Origin of the sequence: Pseudomonas fluorescens, from assembly GCF_902497875.1 — a bacterium.
Classification (GTDB): domain Bacteria; phylum Pseudomonadota; class Gammaproteobacteria; order Pseudomonadales; family Pseudomonadaceae; genus Aquipseudomonas; species Aquipseudomonas fluorescens_BR.
In genome coordinates, this window is the sequence record NZ_CABVHY010000017.1 from 132,317 (window position 1) to 152,479 (window position 20,163).

Genomic DNA, 20,163 nt, shown 5'->3' on the forward strand with positions numbered 1-20,163 from the left:
TCACTGAGGCGTTTTGGCCGTCGGCAAGAGGTGCTCCTTGAACGGTATATCAGCGGGTACGCTGATTCCGCTGGCAAGCCACTGACTGCTCCACCCGAGGATCAGGTTTTTGGACCAGTCTGCAACCAATAGAAATTTTGGCACGAGCCGTGACTCTTGCCACCACCCGTCCTGCTGTACCGGCCCCAGGCTCAACAGCCCGACCGCCACGACCACCAGCAACGCGCCACGCGCTGCGCCGAAGGCCGTGCCGAGAAACCGGTCGGTCCCGGACAGGCCGGTGACACGGACCAGTTCGCCGATAAGATAATTGATCATTGCGCCTACCAGTAAGGTGGCGACAAACATGATGGCGCAGCCCGCGATCACGCGAGCCGAAGGTGTTTCGATGTATCCGGCGAGGTACTGTGACAATGAGCCACCGAATAACCAGGCTACGACCCCTGCGATGATCCAGGTGAGCAACGACAGTGCTTCTTTGACGAAGCCGCGGCTCAAACTGATCAAAGCGGAGATGGCGATGATTGCAACGATCGCCCAGTCAACCCAGGTAAATGGCACAGTTCAGCCTACAGACAGATAAGGCGGCGCATTTTAGCAGAAGCGCATGCCTGTCGGTAAGCTGCGATTGTCAGTGCATTTCAAATCAGTGCGATAGCGTTGACCTATCGCCAACGTGTAGCGGAGCCGGACACAGGCCGCTACGAATACCGCGCACTCAAATCCTTCAGCCGCGTTCCGGCTGGAAACGCACCACAAAACCCTTGAGGTTCTGCTGACGACCGAGCAAGTCCCGCAGGCGATCGGCTTCGGCACGCTCGATGAGCGGCCCGACGAATACCCGATTCTTGCCGTTGGCGGAACGGATGTAGGCGTTATAACCCTGGCTGCGCAGGCTTTTTTGCAAGCTCTCGGCACTTTCCCGGCTGGAAAGACTGGCCAACTGCACCGACCAACTGACCGACAGGCCATTGGCGTCGACACGGCTTTGGCTCACATCCGGTTTTGCCGATCCGGCAGGCTGGGCGGACGACTTGGGAGCAGGCGGCGCGACAGGCTTGCTGACGGCGACCGGCGGCGCAGGAGCGACCGGCACAGCCGGCGCAATTGGCATCGACGGCTGCTCCTGGGCAATTTCCTCATCGCTTGGAACCGGTTCCTGCGGCAAGCTTTGCGGCTCGGGCACGACCACCGGTTCGACCTGAACCTGCGGCATGGCCGGCGCTTGAGGTGCGGCCGGGGCGTCAACGGTTATCTGGCGCTGCTCATCCTGACGGGAGAACAGCATTGGCAAAAAGATCACCGCCAATGCCACCAGAACCAGGGCCCCGACCATACGCTGCTTGTAAGCGTTATTCAGCAAAGCCATCTGCAGCCTCCTCCGTGGAGCGCCGGGCCAGCCATTGGAGAGCCTCGGCAACACAATAAAATGATCCGAACAGCAGAATTTCGTCCTCGGCCGTCGCTTGCGCACACTGCCCTTCCAGCGCGGCGGTGACACTTTCATAGGACGTCACGGACGCACCAAGGTTCTGCAAGGCCGCCTGCAGATCCGCGACCGGACGACTGCGCGCAGTATCCAGCGCAGCGACAGCCCACTGCTGGACACTAGCACTCAACTCGGCGAGCACTCCGTCAAGATCCTTGTCCGCCAGCAAACCAAACACCGCCAGGCGCCTGCCGACCAATGGACGACGGGCCAGGCGATGGGCCAGATACTCGGCGGCATGCGGGTTGTGGCCCACATCCAGCAGCAAGTGTAGGCGTTTGCCGTGCCAGTCGACCTGACGTCGATCCAGGCGCCCGACGACTCGAGTTTGTTTCAACGCCTCGACAATCTGCTCCGCCTGCCAGGGTAAACCGAGCAGCAGGTAAGCCTGCAACGCCAGTGCCGCGTTTTCCATGGGCAGATCGAGCAACGGCAAATCATGCAGTTCAACCGCCTGGCCCTGTGCATCAAGGCCGCGCCATTGCCAGTTTTGATCAGTGATACCGAGGTCGAAATCGCGCCCGCGCAGGAAAAACCGGCAGCCCAGCTCGCGGGCCTTGTCCAGCAGTGGTTGAGGAGGATTGAGATCGCCGCACAGCGCCGGCGCGTCCTGGCGGAAGATGCCGGCCTTTTCGAAGGCTACCGACTCGCGACTATCACCTAGATAGTCCGTGTGATCGACGCCGATGCTGGTGACCAGCGCGAGGTCGGCATCGACCAGGTTGACCGCATCAAGGCGCCCACCCAGGCCGACTTCCAGCACCACCGCATCCAGACCGGCACGCTGGAACAGCCAGAACGCCGCCAGGGTGCCCATCTCGAAATACGTCAGGGAGATTTCGCCACGTCCGGCCTCGACCGCGACGAAGGCCTGGCACAGCTCGGCATCCGTGGCTTCGACGCCATTGATCTGGACCCGCTCGTTGTAACGCAGCAGGTGCGGCGAGCTGTAGACGCCGACCTTGAGCCCCTGGGCTCGCAACAAGGACGCCACGAACGCACAGGTAGAACCTTTGCCGTTGGTACCCGTAACCGTGATCACCCGAGCCGCGGGCTTGCCCAGACCCATCCGCGACGCGACCTCTTGCGAGCGCTCAAGGCCCATGTCGATGGCCGACGGATGCAGTTGCTCAAGGTAGGCGAGCCAGTCGCCAAGGGTACGTTCGGTCATATGTTTGCAGGCACCGGTGGAACCACGATCGGCTCGATGGCCGCAGCCACGAACACCGGGGTCGGCACGCCCATCAATTGCGCCAACAGGTTACCCAGACGCGGACGCAGTTCCTGACGGGCAATGATCATGTCGATGGCGCCGTGTTCCAGCAGGAACTCACTGCGCTGGAAGCCTTCCGGCAGCTTTTCACGGACGGTCTGCTCGATCACGCGTGGGCCGGCGAAACCGATCAGGGCTTTAGGCTCACCGACGATCACGTCGCCAAGCATGGCCAGACTGGCGGAAACACCACCGTAGACCGGGTCGGTCAATACGGAGATGAACGGAATGCCTTCTTCACGCAGACGCGCCAGAACCGCCGAAGTCTTGGCCATTTGCATCAGGGAAATCAGCGCTTCCTGCATCCGCGCACCGCCGGAAGCAGCGAAGCAGATCATCGGGCAACGGTTTTCCAGCGCGTAGTTGGCGGCACGAACGAAACGCTCGCCAACGATGGCACCCATCGAGCCGCCCATGAAGGAGAACTCGAAGGCCGATACCACTACCGGCATGCCCAGCAGGGTACCGCTCATGGAGATCAACGCGTCTTTCTCACCGGTCTGCTTCTGGGCCGCGGTCAGGCGATCCTTGTATTTCTTGCCATCGCGGAATTTCAAGCGATCAACCGGCTCCAGGTCGGCACCCAGCTCGGCACGGCCTTCAGCGTCGAGGAAGATGTCGATGCGGGCGCGGGCGCCGATGCGCATGTGGTGGTTGCACTTGGGGCAAACGTCCAGGGTCTTTTCCAGCTCCGGGCGATAAAGCACGGCCTCGCAGGACGGGCATTTGTGCCAAAGACCTTCAGGCACCGAGCTTTTCTTCACCTCGGAACGCATGATCGAAGGGATCAGTTTGTCTACCAACCAGTTGCTCATGCTTTCTTTCTCCAGTACCGGCGGCCCGAACGCTGTACGTTCGAAGCCCCGAGTATGCCCTTGAGCTAAATTCATGTGTGCGGCGATGATCCATCCGCTGCCGCGGTCAGCGCGAGGCTTGACCTGCCTGTAGCGAATCGTTCCTCAGCCCTCTCGACAACTCGCTCCAGAGCGGTTGCCACTTGGATTTCGGCCTGTCCAGCGACGGTGTCGGACCGTTTTTGTACGACTGCGCCAGCTTTTTTGTACAGTGGTGTTGGACGGCGGCAGACTGCCAGCCGTCACATCGGCCAGGTACTACTGCGTACGGCCTGCATAAACGCTCGAATCTTCGCGTGATCCTTGATCCCCTTGCTCTGCTCCACCCCGCCGCTGACGTCCACCGCATAGGGGCGGACCCGGGCGATGGCTTCAGCCACATTGTCCGCCGTCAGGCCGCCAGCAAGGATAATCGGCTTGTTCAAGCCCTGCGGCACCAGCGACCAGTCAAAGGCTTCGCCCGTACCGCCGGGAATGCCTTCGACATAGGTATCGAGCAAGATCCCGCTGGCGCTCGTGTAAGCCTTGCAACCGGCCGCGATGTCATCGCCGGCCTTGACCCGCAACGCCTTGATGTAGGGCCGGTGGTAGCCTTCGCAATCGGCCGGCGTTTCGTCGCCGTGAAACTGCAACAGATCCAGCGGCACCGCATCGAGGATCTCACCGAGCTCGCAACGGCTGGCATTGACGAACAGGCCAACAGTGGTCACGAAGGGCGGCAACGCGGCGATGATCGCCCGCGCCTGCTGCACATTCACTGCCCGCGGGCTTTTGGCGTAAAACACCAAACCAATGGCATCCGCCCCGGCTTCGACCGCTGCCAACGCATCTTCTATGCGGGTAATCCCGCAAATCTTGCTGCGAACGGCTGACATGTCGTTTGAACCTCAGGACTTCTCCGGGAAAGTCCCGGATGGTAACAAATGCTTTTCCGGGCGTCAGCCGTCAAGTTCCGAGAAACCGGTAAGGAAATGTGGACCGATGAAGCGCTCCGGCAGTTCGAATTCGTCGTGGTACTCGACCTGCACCAGATACAGCCCGTACGGATGCGCCGTGACCCCACCGGTTCGACGAACACGGCTTTCGAGCACTTCCCTGACCCACTCCACCGGACGCTCACCGGCACCGATGGTCATCAGCACCCCGGCGATGTTGCGCACCATATGGTGCAGGAAGGAGCCGGCGCGGATATCCAGCACGATCATCTTGCCGTGCTGGGTGACTCGCAGGTGGTGGAGCTTCTTGACCGGCGACTTGGCCTGGCACTGGCCGGCGCGAAACGCACTGAAATCGTGAGTCCCGACCAGATGTTCTGCGGCTGCGGCCATGCGCTGCACGTCCAGCGGGCGATGGTTCCAGGTAATTTCCTGATTCAAATGCGCCGGACGAATCTGGTCGTTGTAGATCACATAACGGTAGCGCCGGGCAATCGCCTTGAAGCGCGCATGGAAATCCGCCGGCATGACCTTGGCCCAGCTCACGCTGATGTCATGGGGCAAATTGATGTTGGCGCCCATGACCCAGGCCTTCATCGAGCGTTCGGCCCGGGTATCGAAGTGCACCACTTGCCCGCAGGCATGCACACCGGCGTCGGTACGCCCGGCGCACATCAGCGATACCGGCGAATCGGCAACTTTGGACAGGGCATTTTCAAGGGTTTCCTGCACCGTCAGTACGCCGGAAGCCTGACGCTGCCAACCGCAATAACGCGAACCCTTGTATTCAACACCCAGAGCGATTCTGGAAAAGCCTGCGGCCGCCCTTTCGGCGGCCGCGTTATCTATATTTGCCAAGGACTTACAGCCTGCTGATTTGCGCAAAGGCGGCCATTATACGGCCACGGGCCTTGGACGCCATACATATAAGGCGTCTGCAAACCCCGTAGGAGCTGCCGCAGGCTGCGATCTTTTCGGGGCGCACGCCATCCTTTGTGGGAGCGGGTTTGCCCCAATGCCTACGGGGGCATTGCGGCTTGCCCGCGAAGGAGGCGTCCCAGACAACAACACACCCCGCCTTGAAACAAAAACGGCAGCCTCAATGGCTGCCGTTGTCGTCAAAGCACTTACGATTTACCCGGCCAAGCGCGCCAACAGTTCCTTGGCTTCGCTCTTCTGACCGTCATCGCCCTCGCTGAGGACTTCACTGAGAATGTCCCGCGCACCATCGCTGTCGCCCATGTCGATGTAAGCCTGGGCCAGGTCCAGCTTGGTAGCCACTTCGTCGGTGCCCGAAAGGAAATCGAACTCCAGTTCGTCGTCGGCGGTGGCCGCTGCGTCCTCGGCGGTGAAGCTGGGTTCGGCAAACGGCTCGGCAATAGGCGGCTGCTCAAGACTTTGCGACAGTCGATCCAGCTCGGCGTTGACGTCATTCAACTCGGCAGCAAATGCATCCGGCTCGGCTGGCGCATCGATTTCATCGGCCAACGACAAATCGAAATCATCCAGCAGGTCCAGATCATCGAGTGGCGTCTCGTTCATTGTCGGGGCCGCAGTCACTGCCGGTGTTTTCAGCTCATCCTCAAGACTCAGCAGGAATTCGTCATCGGCCAGGGTCTCGGCCGGCATATCGGCACCCAGGTCAAGATCGAACTCCGACAAGTCTTCCAGACTTTCTTTCGCTTCGGTCTGCTGTTGCAAAACCGCTTCGAAGCTCAAGTCATCGTCCGCTGGAAAGGCATCAAGCTCTGGCTCTGGCTCTGGCTCGGGTGTCGGCTCTGGCGTAATTATCGCTGGAGAAGCCGCTTCCAGGTCATCCAGACTCAGATCAAAGTCGCTATCAAACTCATTCGTAGCTGCAACAGCGGCTGGCGCCGGCACCTCGGGCTCATCCAGGCTCAGATCAAAGTCGCTATCGATTTCATCCGCCGCTGCAACAGCGACCGGTGCTGGCGCCTCGAGCTCATCCAGGCTCAGATCAAAGTCGCTATCGATTTCATCCGCCGCTGTAACAGCGTCCGGTGCTGGCGCCTCGGGCTCTTCCTGCAACAGGTCCTTGACGTATTGTGCGTCCAGCTCGGCAGCCGCCGCAGCAGCAGCAATACCGGTGGCGGCCGCCACTACAACCATCGCTGGGAAACGACTTTTCAGCTGTTCGACTTCTGCGTAATTCTTGCCATTGGCTACCAACTGACGCTCTTGAGCGACAAAGGCATCACGGTCGCCCTGCTCGCCATAGACTTCCATCAGCTTCAAGCGCAAGTCACTGCGTTGCGGCTCTTGCTTGATCGCGCCTTGCAGCAGGTCCGCAGCCTGATTCAGGGCGCCGCGCTGGATGTGCGATTGCGCTTGCACCAGAACGTCGTCCGAGCGCTCGGCTGCCGGCGCCACCAAAGGTGCGGCAATCGGCGGTACAACCACGACTGGAGCGATGGGCGCTCGAACTGGAGCTGGCGCTGGCGCTGGCGCTGGCGTGAGCTTGACGCTTGGCGGTGAAATTTCAATGTGGTCGAAGCTGTTGGATGGCAGATCCAGATCCAGATCAGCAGAAAACTCCGGCTCTTCGGCCAAGGCCCGGGCCATGCGCAGATGCTTTTCCGCTTCTTGCTGTGCCTTGCGACGACGGGCCAGCAACAGCAACAAGAGCAGCACCACCACGGCACCACCACCGACCAGCCCCATCAGATATGGATTGGTCAGCAGCTCATTGAATTTGGCTTCTTCTGCAGGCGGCTTCGCGCCTTGAATCGGTGCCTCGGCAGGTACAGCGGCTGGCGTGGCAGCATCGGCTGTCGCTTCTGCCGGCGGCGTTGCAGCAGCCTGAGGATCAGCGGCCAACTCAGCCGACATCGGCGCTGCAGGCTGAGCAGCGCCCGGACCTTCGGCCTGCAGCTTGGCCAACTGATTATTCTTCAGCTCGATCAAGCGCTGGAGCTTGTCCAGCTGACTTTGTAGATCGGTCATGCGGTTTTTCAACTCAGCGTTGTCACGCCGGGTCGTATCGAGACTTTCCTGGGTGACGGCGAGCTTGTTGTTCAGCGCCTGTGTGTCGCCCGCGGCGCCTTTGCCGCGCGCTTTACCGGACTCGGCGGAAACCAGACTCAAATTATCTCTGGCTACCTGCCCGGGTGCGGCATCGCCACGCCCACGCTTGGTGGCATCCAGTTGCTGCGGTCGGGCGACCAACCGACGACCCTGACGCCAGGCAGTGTTTTGTGCAGCCACTTCGGCAATGGCCTGGGGTTGCGGCAGGCTGGTGCTCTGTGCCGAATCCGGCAAACGCAGCACTTGGCCGGTTTTCAGGCGGTTGATATTGCCGTCGATAAAGGCATCGGGGTTCATTGCCTGGATCGCCAGCATGGTCTGCTGGATCGAGGCGCCGTTGCGGGCCTTCGCGGCGATTTCCCACAGGGTATCGCGGGCAGTCGTGGTGTATTGCGCCGACTTGCCAGCGGCGGCTTTAGCCGGTGCGGGCTGAGCAGCGGCCTCGGCGGTTTGTGGCGAGAACTTCGAAGGGTCGAGCAGCACACTGTAATCGCGCAGCAAGCGGCCATTGGGCCACATCACCTGCACCAGGAATTTGACCATCGGTTCGGACAGCGGCTTGCTCGATGTCACGCGCAACACGCTTTTGCCACTGGAATTGAGCTCGGTGGTGAAGGTCAGGTCGTTGAGAAACGCCTGGCGATCGACACCGGCCTTGGCGAATTCTTCTGGCGAGGCCAGGCTCGGCACCACTTCGGCAGCGGTGAGATCCTTGACATCGAGCAGTTCGATTTCTGCCATCAGCGGTTGGTTCGGAGTCGACTTCAGGGTCAATTCCCCGAGCCCAAGCGCCTGCGCCACACCAGAGGACAGCGCCGAGGCGGCCGCAATTGCCAGCACCAGTTTGCGAACTTGAACCATAGCCTCTTCCTTTGTTTGAACACTCCTCGGCCTGCGAGAAGGTCTAGTAGCCGCCGCCCTAAGGCGTTGCGCAGAGCAATGAAGGCAACCTGCACGGGATTATTTCGTTCATGCCAGTGGAAGCCGCAAACGGCGGCTCCAAGCCAAGCATAGCGCTCAGCTAGAATCATTCAGCAAATTGTTGCCAAGTATCTTTTACAGCAGGTCTTTTATCAACAACTCAGCCAACTGCACAGCGTTTAGCGCTGCGCCCTTGCGTACGTTATCTGACGTCAGCCACAGATTAAGTTCCGCCGGGTCGTCGACGCTGGTCCGAACCCGGCCGACATAGACCACATCCTGCCCCACCGCATCACCGACTGCCGTCGGGTAATCACCGGCTTCAACCAGTTCAATACCAGGCGCAACGCCCAGCGCAGCGTTGACCTTTGCCAGATCGACAGCCGCCGTTGACTGCAAGGTCACGCTAAAGCTATCGCCGAAAAACACCGGGGCTTGAATGCAGGTTACAGAAATCTTCAACGAAGGCTCTGCCAGGACCTCACGCAGCTCCTTGACCAGGCGCTTTTCCAGCAAGGTGTGGCCTTGGGCATCCGGCGTGCCGACCTGCGCCAGCAGATTGAAAGCCATTTGCCGATCAAAGAATCGCGGCTCCAGGGGGCGGACGTTGAGCAGTTCGGCGGTTTGCCGGGCCAACTCTTTAACGGCTTCGCGACCTTGAGAGGAGACTGCCAGGCTGGCGGTCAGGGTGACTCGCTGAATGTCGAGCAAACCGCGCAATGGGGCGAGCACCACTGCCAGCACCGTGGCTGATGCGCTTGGGCTGCTCAGTTGGACCGGCTTTTTCAGCCCGGCCAGCACCTGGCCATTAGCTTCCGGAACGACTTGCGGTGCTTGCGCAGCAGGCAACGCGCCGGACAAATCGATCACCGCACAACCGGCCGCCGTGGCACGCGGCGCAAAACTCAGGGTAACCGCGGGGCCGGCAGCAAAAAACACCAGTTGAACCTTGCTGAAGTCGAATTCGTCGACTTCCCGCACCCGCACGTTCTTGCCGCGAAATGGCACCGAATGCCCGGCGGACTCGCTGCTGGCCAGCAAGTACAGGTTGGCGACAGGGAAATCGCGCTCTTCGAGAATCTGGACGAGTGTTTCGCCGACAGTACCGGTGGCGCCGATCACAGCGATATCAAAGGACTGGCTCATGTTGCTACCTCAGGCGAAACGGGGGAGCGGCACTTTACCGGGTGGTTGGCACGCAGGCAATTAACGGCGAAATCCCCCGTAGCAGCTGGCGCAGCCTGCGTTCGGCCGCGCAGCGGTCGTAAAACCTGAGAGCGCGGTCTTTCAGGAAGATCAAGGTGTTCTGATTCACGAGGACTACGTCCTCGAACGCAGGCTTCGCCAGCTGCTACAAAAAGCTCATCGCCTTCACAAAGAAAAAACCCGCACCTCTTTCAAGGCACGGGTTCTTTCATTACGTCAATAAATCAACGCTCGAGCAGAATCCGCAACATGCGACGCAGCGGCTCGGCCGCGCCCCACAGCAGTTGGTCGCCGACGGTGAAGGCACCGAGGAACTGCGACCCCATGTTCAGTTTGCGCAGACGGCCCACCGGGATATTCAGGGTACCGGTGACCTTGGTCGGGCTCAGCTCCTGCATGCTGATTTCACGCTGGTTCGGCACCAGCTTGACCCATGGATTGTGCTGGCTGATCAGCCCTTCGATATCAGTGATCGGCACGTCTTTGTTCAGCTTGATGGTCAGCGCCTGGCTGTGGCAGCGCATCGCGCCAATCCGCACGCAGATGCCATCGACCGGAATCGGGCTCTTGAAGCGACCAAGGATCTTGTTGGTCTCGGCCTGGGCCTTCCACTCTTCGCGGCTCTGACCGTTCGGCAGTTCCTTGTCGATCCACGGGATCAGGCTGCCGGCCAGGGGCACGCCGAAGTTCTCGGTTGGATAGGCTTCGCCGCGCATGGCTTCGGCCACTTTACGGTCGATGTCGAGGATCGCGCTGGCCGGGTTGGCCAGTTCATCGGCAACTGCGGCGTGGGTTGCGCCCATCTGCTTGATCAGTTCGCGCATGTTCTGCGCGCCGGCACCGGAGGCCGCCTGATAAGTCATGGCGCTCATCCATTCCACCAGGCCGGCTTCGAACAGGCCACCCAGGCCCATCAGCATCAGGCTGACGGTGCAATTGCCACCGATGTAGTTCTTGGTCCCGGCGTCGAGCTGCTGGTCGATCACCTTGCGGTTCACCGGATCGAGCACGATCACCGCGTCATCCTGCATGCGCAGGCTGGAAGCGGCGTCGATCCAGTAACCCTGCCAGCCGGCTTCGCGCAGTTTCGGGAACACTTCGCTGGTGTAGTCGCCACCCTGGCAGGTCAGAATCACGTCGAGGGTTTTCAGCTCTTCAATGCTGTAAGCGTCCTTGAGCGGAGCAATGTCCTTGCCCACGGACGGGCCTTGGCCACCGACATTGGAAGTGGTGAAAAACACCGGCTCGATAAGATCGAAATCCTGCTCTTCCAGCATCCGCTGCATGAGCACGGAACCGACCATACCGCGCCAACCGATCAGACCTACACGTTTCATCGCAACTACACCTTCTTGAAAAAGTGGGCCGCTGCTTTCAAGGTTGAAAGTTGCAGCGGGCCCAAGAGATTACAGATTCCGCAGCGCGGCGACTACTGCGTCGCCCATTTCCTGCGTACCGACTTTAGTACAACCGGCCGACCAGATGTCACCAGTGCGCAGGCCCTGATCGAGCACCAGGCTCACGGCTTTCTCGATGGCATCGGCCGCATCCTGCAGATTGAAGCTGTAACGCAGCATCATCGACACCGACAAAATGGTCGCCAACGGGTTGGCAATGCCTTTGCCAGCGATATCCGGCGCCGAACCGTGGCACGGCTCGTACATGCCCTTGTTGTTGGTGTCCAGGGATGCCGACGGCAGCATGCCGATGGAACCGGTGAGCATCGACGCCTGGTCGGACAGAATATCGCCAAACAGGTTGTCGGTGACGATCACGTCGAATTGCTTCGGTGCACGCACCAACTGCATCGCGGCGTTGTCCACATACATGTGGCTCAGCTCGACGTCCGGGTAGTCCTTGGCCACTTGCTCGACCACTTCACGCCACAACTGGCTGGAGGCCAGTACGTTGGCCTTGTCCACCGAGCACAGCTTTTTACCACGTACTCGCGCCATGTCGAAACCGACACGGGCGATGCGACGAATCTCGCTTTCGCTGTAGGGCAGCGTGTCGTAGGCCTGACGCTCGCCATTCTCCAGCTCGCGCACGCCACGCGGGGCGCCGAAATAGATGCCGCCGGTCAGTTCGCGGACGATCAGGATATCCAGGCCAGCGACGATTTCCGGCTTCAGGCTCGAGGCCTCGGCCAGTTGCGGGTAAAGGATCGCCGGGCGCAGGTTGCCGAACAGGCCCAGTTGCGCACGAATCTTCAGCAAGCCACGCTCAGGGCGAATGTCGCGCTCGATGGTGTCCCATTTCGGACCGCCCACGGCGCCGAGCAGTACCGCGTCGGCCGCACGAGCTCGGGCCAGGGTTTCGTCAGCCAGGGGCACGCCGTGCTTGTCGATGGCTGCGCCGCCGATCACGTCATGACTCAACTCGAAACCCAGGTTGTATTTGTCGTTGGCCAGTTCCAGCACCTTGACCGCTTCGGCCATGATTTCCGGGCCAATACCATCACCTGGGAGAATCAGAATCTGCTTGCTCATGCTTTCCTCATTTCATCTGTCGGCGTGCCCGCGGGCACACCTGGAAAAATTCTAGCGTTCGGCGCTTATCGTTCAGCCATCAGCACCAGTACATCCGTACTGAACGAACCATCGGCCTCAATATCGAAATATTCGCGCACTTCATTGCCCATGGACTGCTGCAACTCAAGGATCGCGGCGCGCATCACTTGCGGTGTGCGCATCCGCTCGACCCAGGAGTTGTACTCCAGGCGCAACCGCTGGCGCGTGGTGCTGCGGGTATGCAACCCCGCCTCGCTGACCTGGCGCAACCACTCACCGGCGGAATAATCGCGCACGTGGCTGGTATCGCGCAGTACCTCGACGCTTTGCAGGTAAGTGTCGAACAATGGACTGCCCGGCGACAAGACATCGATGAACGCGGCCACCCCACCCGGCTTGAGCACTCGCCGCACTTCCCGCAGGGCCAGGCCGAGATCGCTCCAATGGTGTGCCGAATAACGGCTGAAGACGAAATCGAACTCGCCATCGGCGAACGGCAGGCGCTCGGCGGTGCCCAACTGGGTGGAAACGTTGCTCAGCCCGCGGTCTACTGCCGCAGCGGCGACCACATCCAGCATCTGCTGAGACAAGTCGTAGGCCACCACTTCTTTGACCAGCGGCGCTACATGGAAACTCACGTGACCGGCGCCACAACCCAGGTCCAGCACTCGGGCATCGCCCTGCCCGGCCAATTCAGCCTGCAGCAGCGCAAATTCGGTGCCTTGAGCGTGCACGGCACTGCTCAGATAAGCCGAGGCCTGCTCACCGAATTGCTTTTGGACTACCTGGCTGTGCTGGGGACCGCTGGTCATGGTGACTTCCTTTTAGGGTGAGTCTTGTGTTGCCTGGTTGAAGATCAAAAGATCGCAGCCTGCGGCAGCTCCTACAGGTGTACGCGAATCCAATGTAGGAGCTGGCGAAGCCTGCGATCTTTTCAGCGATCACATCAAACCATCACGCGTCGCGAAACAACCACGGCTGGCTAGCACGGTGCTTGGCTTCAAACGTAGCAATCGCCTCGTGGTCCTGCAGGGTCAGGCCGATATCGTCCAGGCCGTTGAGCAGGCAATGCTTGCGGAATGCGTCGATCTCGAAGCTCAACACCTTGCCATCAGGACGGGTCACGGTCTGTGCTTGCAGATCAACCTGCAACTGGTAGCCAGGAGTCGCTTCAACCTGCTGGAACAGCTCATCGACTTCAGCATCGCTCAAGATGATCGGCAGCAAGCCGTTCTTGAAGCTGTTGTTGAAGAAAATGTCGGCATAGCTCGGAGCGATGATGCTGCGGAAACCGTATTCTTCCAAGGCCCACGGCGCATGTTCGCGGCTGGAGCCGCAGCCGAAGTTTTCCCGGGCGAGCAACACGCTGGCACCTTGATAACGTTCGGCGTTGAGCACGAAATCCTTGTTCAACGGGCGCTGGGAGTTGTCCTGGTACGGCTGGCCGACATCCAGGTAACGCCACTCGTCGAACAGGTTCGGGCCGAAGCCGGTGCGCTTGATCGACTTCAAGAACTGCTTGGGAATGATCTGGTCGGTGTCGACGTTGGCACGGTCCAGCGGCGCGACAAGACCAGTGTGCTGGGTAAATGCTCTCATGATTACTGCGCTCCCTGGATCAATTCACGGACGTCGACGAAACGACCGTTCACAGCGGCGGCGGCGGCCATGGCCGGGCTGACCAGGTGAGTACGACCACCGGCACCCTGACGGCCTTCGAAGTTGCGGTTAGAGGTCGACGCGCAATGCTCGCCAGACTCCAAACGGTCAGGGTTCATCGCCAGGCACATCGAGCAACCCGGTTCACGCCACTCGAAACCGGCTTCGAGGAAGATCTTGTCCAGCCCTTCCGATTCCGCCTGAGCCTTCACCAGGCCCGAGCCAGGCACGACGATCGCCTGCTTGATGGTCGAAGCCACTTTACGGCCCTTGGCGATCACTGCCGCAGCGCGCAGGTCTTCGATCCGCGAGTTGGTGCAAGAGCCGATGAATACCCGGTCCAGCTGAATGTCGGTGATCGCCTGATTGGCGGTCAAACCCATGTACTTCAAGGCACGCTCGATGGAGCCGCGCTTGACCAGATCCATTTCCTTCGCGGGATCCGGAACGTTCTGATCAACAGCAAGCACCATCTCGGGCGAGGTGCCCCAGCTGACTTGCGGCTTGATCTGGGCGGCGTCGAGCTCAACGATGGTGTCGAACTTCGCATCCGCGTCGGTCACCAGATCTTTCCAGGCTTCGACCGCCAGGTCCCATTCCGCGCCTTTCGGGGCAAACGGGCGGCCTTTGACGTAAGCGACCGTCTTTTCGTCGGCGGCCACCAGACCCACTCGTGCACCGGCTTCGATGGCCATGTTGCAGATAGTCATGCGGCCTTCGACCGACAAATCACGAATCGCGCTACCGGCGAACTCGATGGCGTGGCCGTTGCCGCCGGCGGTGCCGATCTTGCCGATGATCGCGAGGACGATGTCCTTGGCGGTCACGCCGAACGGCAATTGCCCTTCAACCGACACCAGCATGTTTTTCATTTTTTTCGCGACCAGGCACTGAGTGGCGAGCACATGCGCGACCTCGGAAGTGCCGATCCCGTGAGCCAGGGCGCCGAACGCGCCGTGGGTCGACGTGTGGGAGTCGCCGCAGACCACGGTCATGCCTGGCAAGGTTGCGCCCTGCTCTGGACCGATCACGTGGACGATACCCTGACGGATATCGTTCATCTTGAATTCGACAATGCCGTATTCATCACAGTTATCGTCGAGGGTCTGGACCTGCAAACGCGAGACCTGGTCGGCAATGGCTTCGATGCCGCCTTTGCGCTCCGGGGTGGTCGGTACGTTGTGGTCCGGGGTCGCGATGTTGGCATCGATGCGCCAAGGCTTGCGCCCGGCCAGACGCAGGCCTTCGAAGGCTTGCGGCGAAGTCACTTCATGAATGATGTGACGATCGATATAGATCAGCGCCGAGCCATCGTCGCGCTGTTTGACCAAATGCGAATCCCAGAGCTTGTCGTAGAGCGTTTTGCCGGCCATCAGACGGTTCCTCATCAGCTTGTTTCTATGCCCTGGGTCTTGATGCAACTCAATGACCCCTTGGCTTGTGAGGTCGATCCTATGGCGTTACATTAAATAACTCAAATTCATATTTTTCATGCTTTGGATAACCATCTGGAATGCGACCATGGACCTGGCCAACCTTAATGCCTTTATAGCCATCGCCGAGACCGGCAGTTTCTCTGGAGCAGGCGAACGCCTGCATCTGACGCAGCCGGCGATCAGCAAACGCATTGCCGGGCTGGAGCAGCAACTCAAGGGGCGCCTGTTCGACCGGCTTGGCCGTGAAGTCGGCCTGACCGAGGCCGGGCGCGCCCTCCTGCCGCGGGCCTATCAGATTCTCAATGTGCTGGACGACACGCGCCGGGCGCTGACCAATCTGACGGGTGAAGTGACCGGGCGCCTGACCCTGGCCACCAGCCATCACATCGGGTTGCACCGCTTGCCACCTCTATTGCGGGCCTTTACCCGGCGTTATCCCGACGTGGCGCTGGATATTCAGTTTCTCGATTCGGAAGTGGCCTACGAAGAAATCCTCCATGGCCGCGCCGAGCTGGCGGTCATCACCCTCGCACCGGAGCCGCACACACTGGTGCGGGCGACACCGGTCTGGGATGACCCGCTGGACTTCGTCGCCGCACCCGAGCACCCGCTGGTCAGCAATGGCGTGGTCAGCCTGGCCGACATCGCCCTGCATCCAGCGGTGTTCCCCGGTGGCAACACCTTTACTCACCATATCGTCCAGCGTCTGTTCGAAGGCCAGGGGCTGATACCGAATATCGCCATGAGCACCAATTATCTGGAAACCATCAAGATGATGGTCTCGATCGGCCTGGCCTGGAGTGTTTTACCGCGCACCATGCTCGATGAACAGGTGGCGCGCATCCCTTTACCGGGCATACAACTCACTCGCCAGCTAGGCTATATCCTGCACACCGAACGGACGCTGTCGAATGCTGCGCGGGCTTTCATGGCCTTGCTGGATGCGCAAATCGATTTGCCACGCAACCAGGTATAAGGTGCGCTAACCCGCTATTGTCTGGAACCCATGTGCCAACTGCCCTATTCAGCCTAAGGCCTGCTGCCAATGCACAAACCCGCTGACCGTACACCGCGGATGCCGCGCATCAGGGCAATCGACCCGCAAACGTCCGAGCAAAGCTGGGAAAGCGCCTCGCAGCTGCTCGCTGCGCTGAACGGCGCGCACCTGGGTGCCTGGTGTTGGGACATCGAGCGCGGACAGATCAGTTGGTCACGCGGTACCCAGGCGCTGTTTGGTTTCGACCCTCGGCAACCGCTGCCGGCCGACCTGGAGTATCTGGACCTGCTGCCTGTCGAAGATCGGGCCAAAGCTATGCGTGCCTTCCATGCCGTGCTCGCCGGCGCACCACTGGAACAGGCGATGCATCACCGAATCCGCTGGCCGGACGGCAGTCTGCATTGGCTGGAGATCAACGGCAGTCTGTTGCCGGACAAGCACGGTAAACCACGAATGATCGGGGTGATTCGTGAGATCACCCATCAACGCCAGCGCGAACAAGCCTTGAGCAGTTCGGAAAAACGCTTCGCCACGCTGTTTCATCTGTGTCCGAACATGGTCTTGTTGACCCGTCAGGAAGACGGGCTGATCAGCGAGGCCAATCAGTACTTCGAAAGCCTGTTCGGCTGGCCGGTACAGGACGCGATCGGCCGCACGACCCTGGAACTGGGCCTCTGGGTCGATCCGGAGCAACGCGCACAGCTGATCAAAGCGACCAAGGCCAAGGGTGAACTGGTCAATATGGAGGTGCAGTTTCGGGCCAGCAGCGGGCAAATCCATGACGGAATTCTCAGCGCACAAAAGGTCGAACTGGAAGGCCAGCCTTATCTGCTCAGCACCTTCCTTGACACCAGCGAACGGAAAAACGCCGAGCTAGCCCTGAAAGACAGCCAGGAGCGCCTCGACCTGGCACTGGACTCGGCTCAGCTCGGCACCTGGGACTGGCACATTCCAAGCGGCATGCTCTATGGCTCGGCACGGGCGGCGCAGCTGCATGGCATGGAGCCCAAGCCTTTCCATGAGCCGTTCGATGCCTTTTTCGACGGGGTTCCCGGCGAAGAGCGCGACACTATGCGCAACGCCTACCGCAGCCTGCGCGAGGGCCCGGCCGGCAACTATCAATTGACCTATCGTGTGCAACTGGAAGACGGTAGCTCGCGCTTTCTGGAAAGCCGCGCCCGACTCTACCGCGACGGAGACGGCAACCCGTTGCGCATGGCTGGCACCTTGCTGGACATCACCGAGCAGGTTGAGCGCGAGGAACGCCTGGTAACTTCCGAAGAGAAGTTCGCCAGCCTGTTCCAGGTCAGCCCGGACCCGATCTGCGTGACACGCCAGGACACCGGTCAGTTCATCGAGATCAACTCCAGCTTCACCCAGACCTTTGGCTGGGCCGCCACCGATGTCATGGGCCGCAACGCCGACGAGATCGGGCTCTGGGACGATTCGGGGAAACGCCAGCAGCGGATCGAGCAAGTCATCCGCGAGCAGGCGCTGAACAATGTCGCGGTGATTGTTCATCACAAAGACGGGCAAGCCTTGACCTGCGTGATATCAAGTCGCCAGATCAACGTCGGCAATCAGCCGTGCATCGTTACCACCCTGCGCGACATCACCCAGCAGCAGCGCTCGGAGGCCGCGCTCAAGGCCAGCGAAGAGAAGTTCGCCAAGGCGTTCCACTCAAGCCCCGACGCAATCACCATCACCGAACGCGATACCGGGCGTTATCTGGAGGTCAATGACGGTTTCTGTCGGCTGACCGGCTACCGCGCGAGCGAAGTAATCGGACGCACGGTGTACCAGATCGGCATCTGGGCCGAAGAGAAACAGCGTTCAGCCTTGCTCGCCGAACTGCAGATAAAAGGCCGGGTCCATCACCAGGAAATGCTTGGCCGCAACAAGCGCGGGGAAATCCTCACCGTCGAGGTTTCGGTCGAGCCCATCACCCTCAATGAAACCCACTGCCTGCTGCTGACCGCGCGAGACGTCAGCCTGCTGAAGAATGCCGAGGCGCAGATCCGCCACCTGGCCTACCACGACCCGCTGACCAATCTGCCCAACCGCGCATTGCTGATGGATCGGCTGAGCCAGCAGATCGCCCTGCTCAAACGGCATAACCTGCGCGGCGCACTGCTGTTCCTCGATCTCGATCACTTCAAGCACATCAACGACTCCCTCGGCCACCCGGTGGGCGATACGGTGCTGAAAATCGTCACCGCCCGCCTCGAGGCCAGCGTGCGCATGGAAGACACCGTCGCACGCCTGGGCGGTGACGAATTCGTGGTCCTGCTCAGCGGCCTCGAAGGCACTCGCAGCGAAGTCAGCGAACAAGTCCGGGAACTGGCCGACACCCTGCGCGAACTGCTGTCCGAGCCGATGTTTCTCGACGGTCAACGCCTGCAGGTCACGCCAAGTATCGGCATCGCCTTGATTCCCGATCACGGCTCGACTCCTGCCGACCTGCTCAAGCGCGCCGACATCGCGCTTTACCGAGCCAAGGACTCAGGGCGCAATACCACGCAAATGTTTCACAACACCATGCAAAAGGCCGCCAGCGAGCGCCTGCGCATGGAAACCGATCTGCGCCTGGCCCTCTCGCGAGGCGAGTTCAGCCTGCACTTCCAGCCGCAGGTCGATGCCCGCAACAACCGCATCGTCGGCGCCGAAGCGCTGGTTCGCTGGAATCACCCCGAACTGGGTGCGCAAGCCCCCACAGAGTTCATCAAGGTGCTGGAAGACAGCGGATTGATACTCGAAGTCGGCACCTGGATTCTCGATGAGGCCTGCAAAGCCTTCCGCCAATTGATCGACGAAGGCCGGGTCGATCCGCTCGACTTCAGCCTTTGTGTGAATATCAGCCCGCGACAGTTTCGCCAGAATGACTTCGTTGAACGTGTCGAACGCAGCCTCAGCAACCAGCAATTGCCCTGCTCGCTGCTGAAGCTGGAGATCACCGAAGGCATCGTGATCCAGAACCTGGATGACACCGTCAACAAAATGCGCCGTTTGCAGAAGCTCGGCGTGAGCTTTGCCATGGACGATTTCGGCACCGGTTACTCCTCGCTGACCTACCTCAAGCGCCTGCCCGTGGATGCGCTGAAAATCGATAAGTCGTTCGTCCACGACGCCACCAGCGACCCGAACGACGCCGAGATCATCCGCGCTATCGTCGCCATGGCCCTCAGCCTCGAACTGGCGGTGATTGCCGAAGGCGTGGAAACCCCCGAGCAGCTCGAGTTCCTGCAGGGTCTGGGCTGCCATCTGTATCAAGGCTACCTGCACAGCCGGCCGCTGCCGCTGGACGAGTTCAAGAAGCTGCTCAAATAGGAGGAAGCGGGGATCACTCGCGCCTGAATCCAGAACAACCCTACACCAAACAAGGAAGTATCTGATTCATCTCCAGCATCGCCTTATCTAGCGTGTTCGTCCCTGCAGATAAAACAAGGACATAGACCGCATGAGGCGCTATCACATCACCGTCGGGGCTAAAACCACCGTCGACGGCACCGTGCGCACCGGCTGGCAGTGCAGCACGATCAATGGACTGGCCATGGCCCGCGAAGGCGATGAGGTCTATTGCCCGGAATGCGACAGCACTGGGGAGATTGTCTGCGACGGCCCGCGCCTGGTGGACCTGCTGGAGGGACGCAACGCCGCCCTGGACGGTGACCTCTGCAAGTGCAAGTGCGACCCGCCGCCGCGGCTGATTGCCAACCAGACCCTCAGGTGTCAGGAGATCGATGGTGGTGCCGTCGCGCCGCGTCCCCGGGCAGCCGCTCAACCCGCCGCGCCGGCCGCCGCCCGCCAATCGGTCACCGAGCCGCGCCCCTCCGGTTTC

General features: G+C 60.6%; 16 protein-coding genes. 3 read left to right on the forward strand and 13 right to left on the reverse strand.

The genetic code is table 11. The features are described 5' to 3' along the window. The 13 genes from F8N85_RS18430 to leuC all read right to left on the reverse strand — a co-directional run bounded on the left by F8N85_RS18430 (position 1) and on the right by leuC (position 15,265). The gene (locus F8N85_RS18430) at positions 1-561 is read right to left on the reverse strand and encodes a CvpA family protein (protein WP_150804967.1); all 561 of its coding nucleotides are present in this window, start codon (positions 559-561) and stop codon (positions 1-3) included. 166 nt (positions 562-727) lie between these two features. Then, entirely contained in the window at positions 728-1,369 is a 642-nt protein-coding gene (locus F8N85_RS18435) for an SPOR domain-containing protein (RefSeq protein WP_150804968.1), read from the reverse strand. Further along, the gene (gene folC, locus F8N85_RS18440) at positions 1,353-2,660 is read right to left on the reverse strand and encodes a bifunctional tetrahydrofolate synthase/dihydrofolate synthase (RefSeq protein ID WP_150804969.1); all 1,308 of its coding nucleotides are present in this window, start codon (positions 2,658-2,660) and stop codon (positions 1,353-1,355) included. Before folC ends, F8N85_RS18435 begins: the two co-directional genes overlap by 17 nt. Continuing rightward, the gene (gene accD / locus F8N85_RS18445; protein WP_150804970.1) at positions 2,657-3,577 is read right to left on the reverse strand and encodes an acetyl-CoA carboxylase, carboxyltransferase subunit beta; all 921 of its coding nucleotides are present in this window, start codon (positions 3,575-3,577) and stop codon (positions 2,657-2,659) included. Before accD ends, folC begins: the two co-directional genes overlap by 4 nt. 281 nt (positions 3,578-3,858) lie before the next feature. Next, on the reverse strand, positions 3,859-4,491 hold the full coding sequence (locus F8N85_RS18450; protein WP_150804971.1) for a phosphoribosylanthranilate isomerase: 633 nt from the start codon (positions 4,489-4,491) through the stop codon (positions 3,859-3,861). A 63-nt stretch (positions 4,492-4,554) separates the two neighbouring features. Next, complete coding sequence (gene truA, locus F8N85_RS18455; RefSeq protein ID WP_150804972.1) at positions 4,555-5,409, reverse strand: tRNA pseudouridine(38-40) synthase TruA; 855 nt, start codon at positions 5,407-5,409, stop codon at positions 4,555-4,557. 276 nt (positions 5,410-5,685) lie between these two features. After that, on the reverse strand, positions 5,686-8,457 hold the full coding sequence (locus tag F8N85_RS18460; protein ID WP_150804973.1) for a FimV/HubP family polar landmark protein: 2,772 nt from the start codon (positions 8,455-8,457) through the stop codon (positions 5,686-5,688). A gap of 195 nt (positions 8,458-8,652) precedes the next feature. After that, on the reverse strand, positions 8,653-9,663 hold the full coding sequence (locus F8N85_RS18465) for an aspartate-semialdehyde dehydrogenase (protein WP_150804974.1): 1,011 nt from the start codon (positions 9,661-9,663) through the stop codon (positions 8,653-8,655). A gap of 284 nt (positions 9,664-9,947) precedes the next feature. Next, positions 9,948-11,060 (reverse strand): aspartate-semialdehyde dehydrogenase, encoded by a 1,113-nt coding sequence (gene asd, locus F8N85_RS18470; protein WP_150804975.1) that lies wholly within the window; start codon positions 11,058-11,060, stop codon positions 9,948-9,950. A gap of 69 nt (positions 11,061-11,129) precedes the next feature. Continuing rightward, positions 11,130-12,212 carry a 3-isopropylmalate dehydrogenase gene (gene leuB, locus F8N85_RS18475; protein WP_150804976.1) on the reverse strand — a complete coding sequence of 361 codons (1,083 nt, stop codon included), beginning with the start codon at positions 12,210-12,212 and terminating at the stop codon, positions 11,130-11,132. 65 nt (positions 12,213-12,277) lie between these two features. After that, positions 12,278-13,045, reverse strand: coding sequence for a class I SAM-dependent methyltransferase (locus F8N85_RS18480; protein WP_150804977.1), 768 nt, complete (start codon positions 13,043-13,045; stop codon positions 12,278-12,280). Positions 13,046-13,187: 142 nt separating this feature from the next. Further along, a complete protein-coding gene (gene leuD / locus F8N85_RS18485; RefSeq protein ID WP_150804978.1) occupies positions 13,188-13,832 on the reverse strand; it encodes a 3-isopropylmalate dehydratase small subunit in 645 nt (214 codons plus the stop codon). 2 nt (positions 13,833-13,834) lie between these two features. Beyond that, entirely contained in the window at positions 13,835-15,265 is a 1,431-nt protein-coding gene (gene leuC, locus F8N85_RS18490; RefSeq protein WP_150804979.1) for a 3-isopropylmalate dehydratase large subunit, read from the reverse strand. Between the two features lie 148 nt (positions 15,266-15,413). On the opposite strand from leuC, the gene F8N85_RS18495 reads away from it, so the two are divergent. From F8N85_RS18495 to F8N85_RS18505, 3 genes are all read left to right on the forward strand, one after another. Next, positions 15,414-16,304, forward strand: coding sequence for a LysR family transcriptional regulator (locus tag F8N85_RS18495; RefSeq protein WP_150804980.1), 891 nt, complete (start codon positions 15,414-15,416; stop codon positions 16,302-16,304). A gap of 69 nt (positions 16,305-16,373) precedes the next feature. After that, positions 16,374-19,652: a PAS domain S-box protein gene (locus F8N85_RS18500; protein WP_150804981.1), complete on the forward strand. Its 3,279-nt coding sequence runs from the start codon at positions 16,374-16,376 to the stop codon at positions 19,650-19,652. A 130-nt stretch (positions 19,653-19,782) separates the two neighbouring features. After that, positions 19,783-20,163, forward strand: a 381-nt coding sequence (locus tag F8N85_RS18505) for a PAAR domain-containing protein (protein WP_150804982.1), incomplete at its 3' end; no start/stop codon positions are given.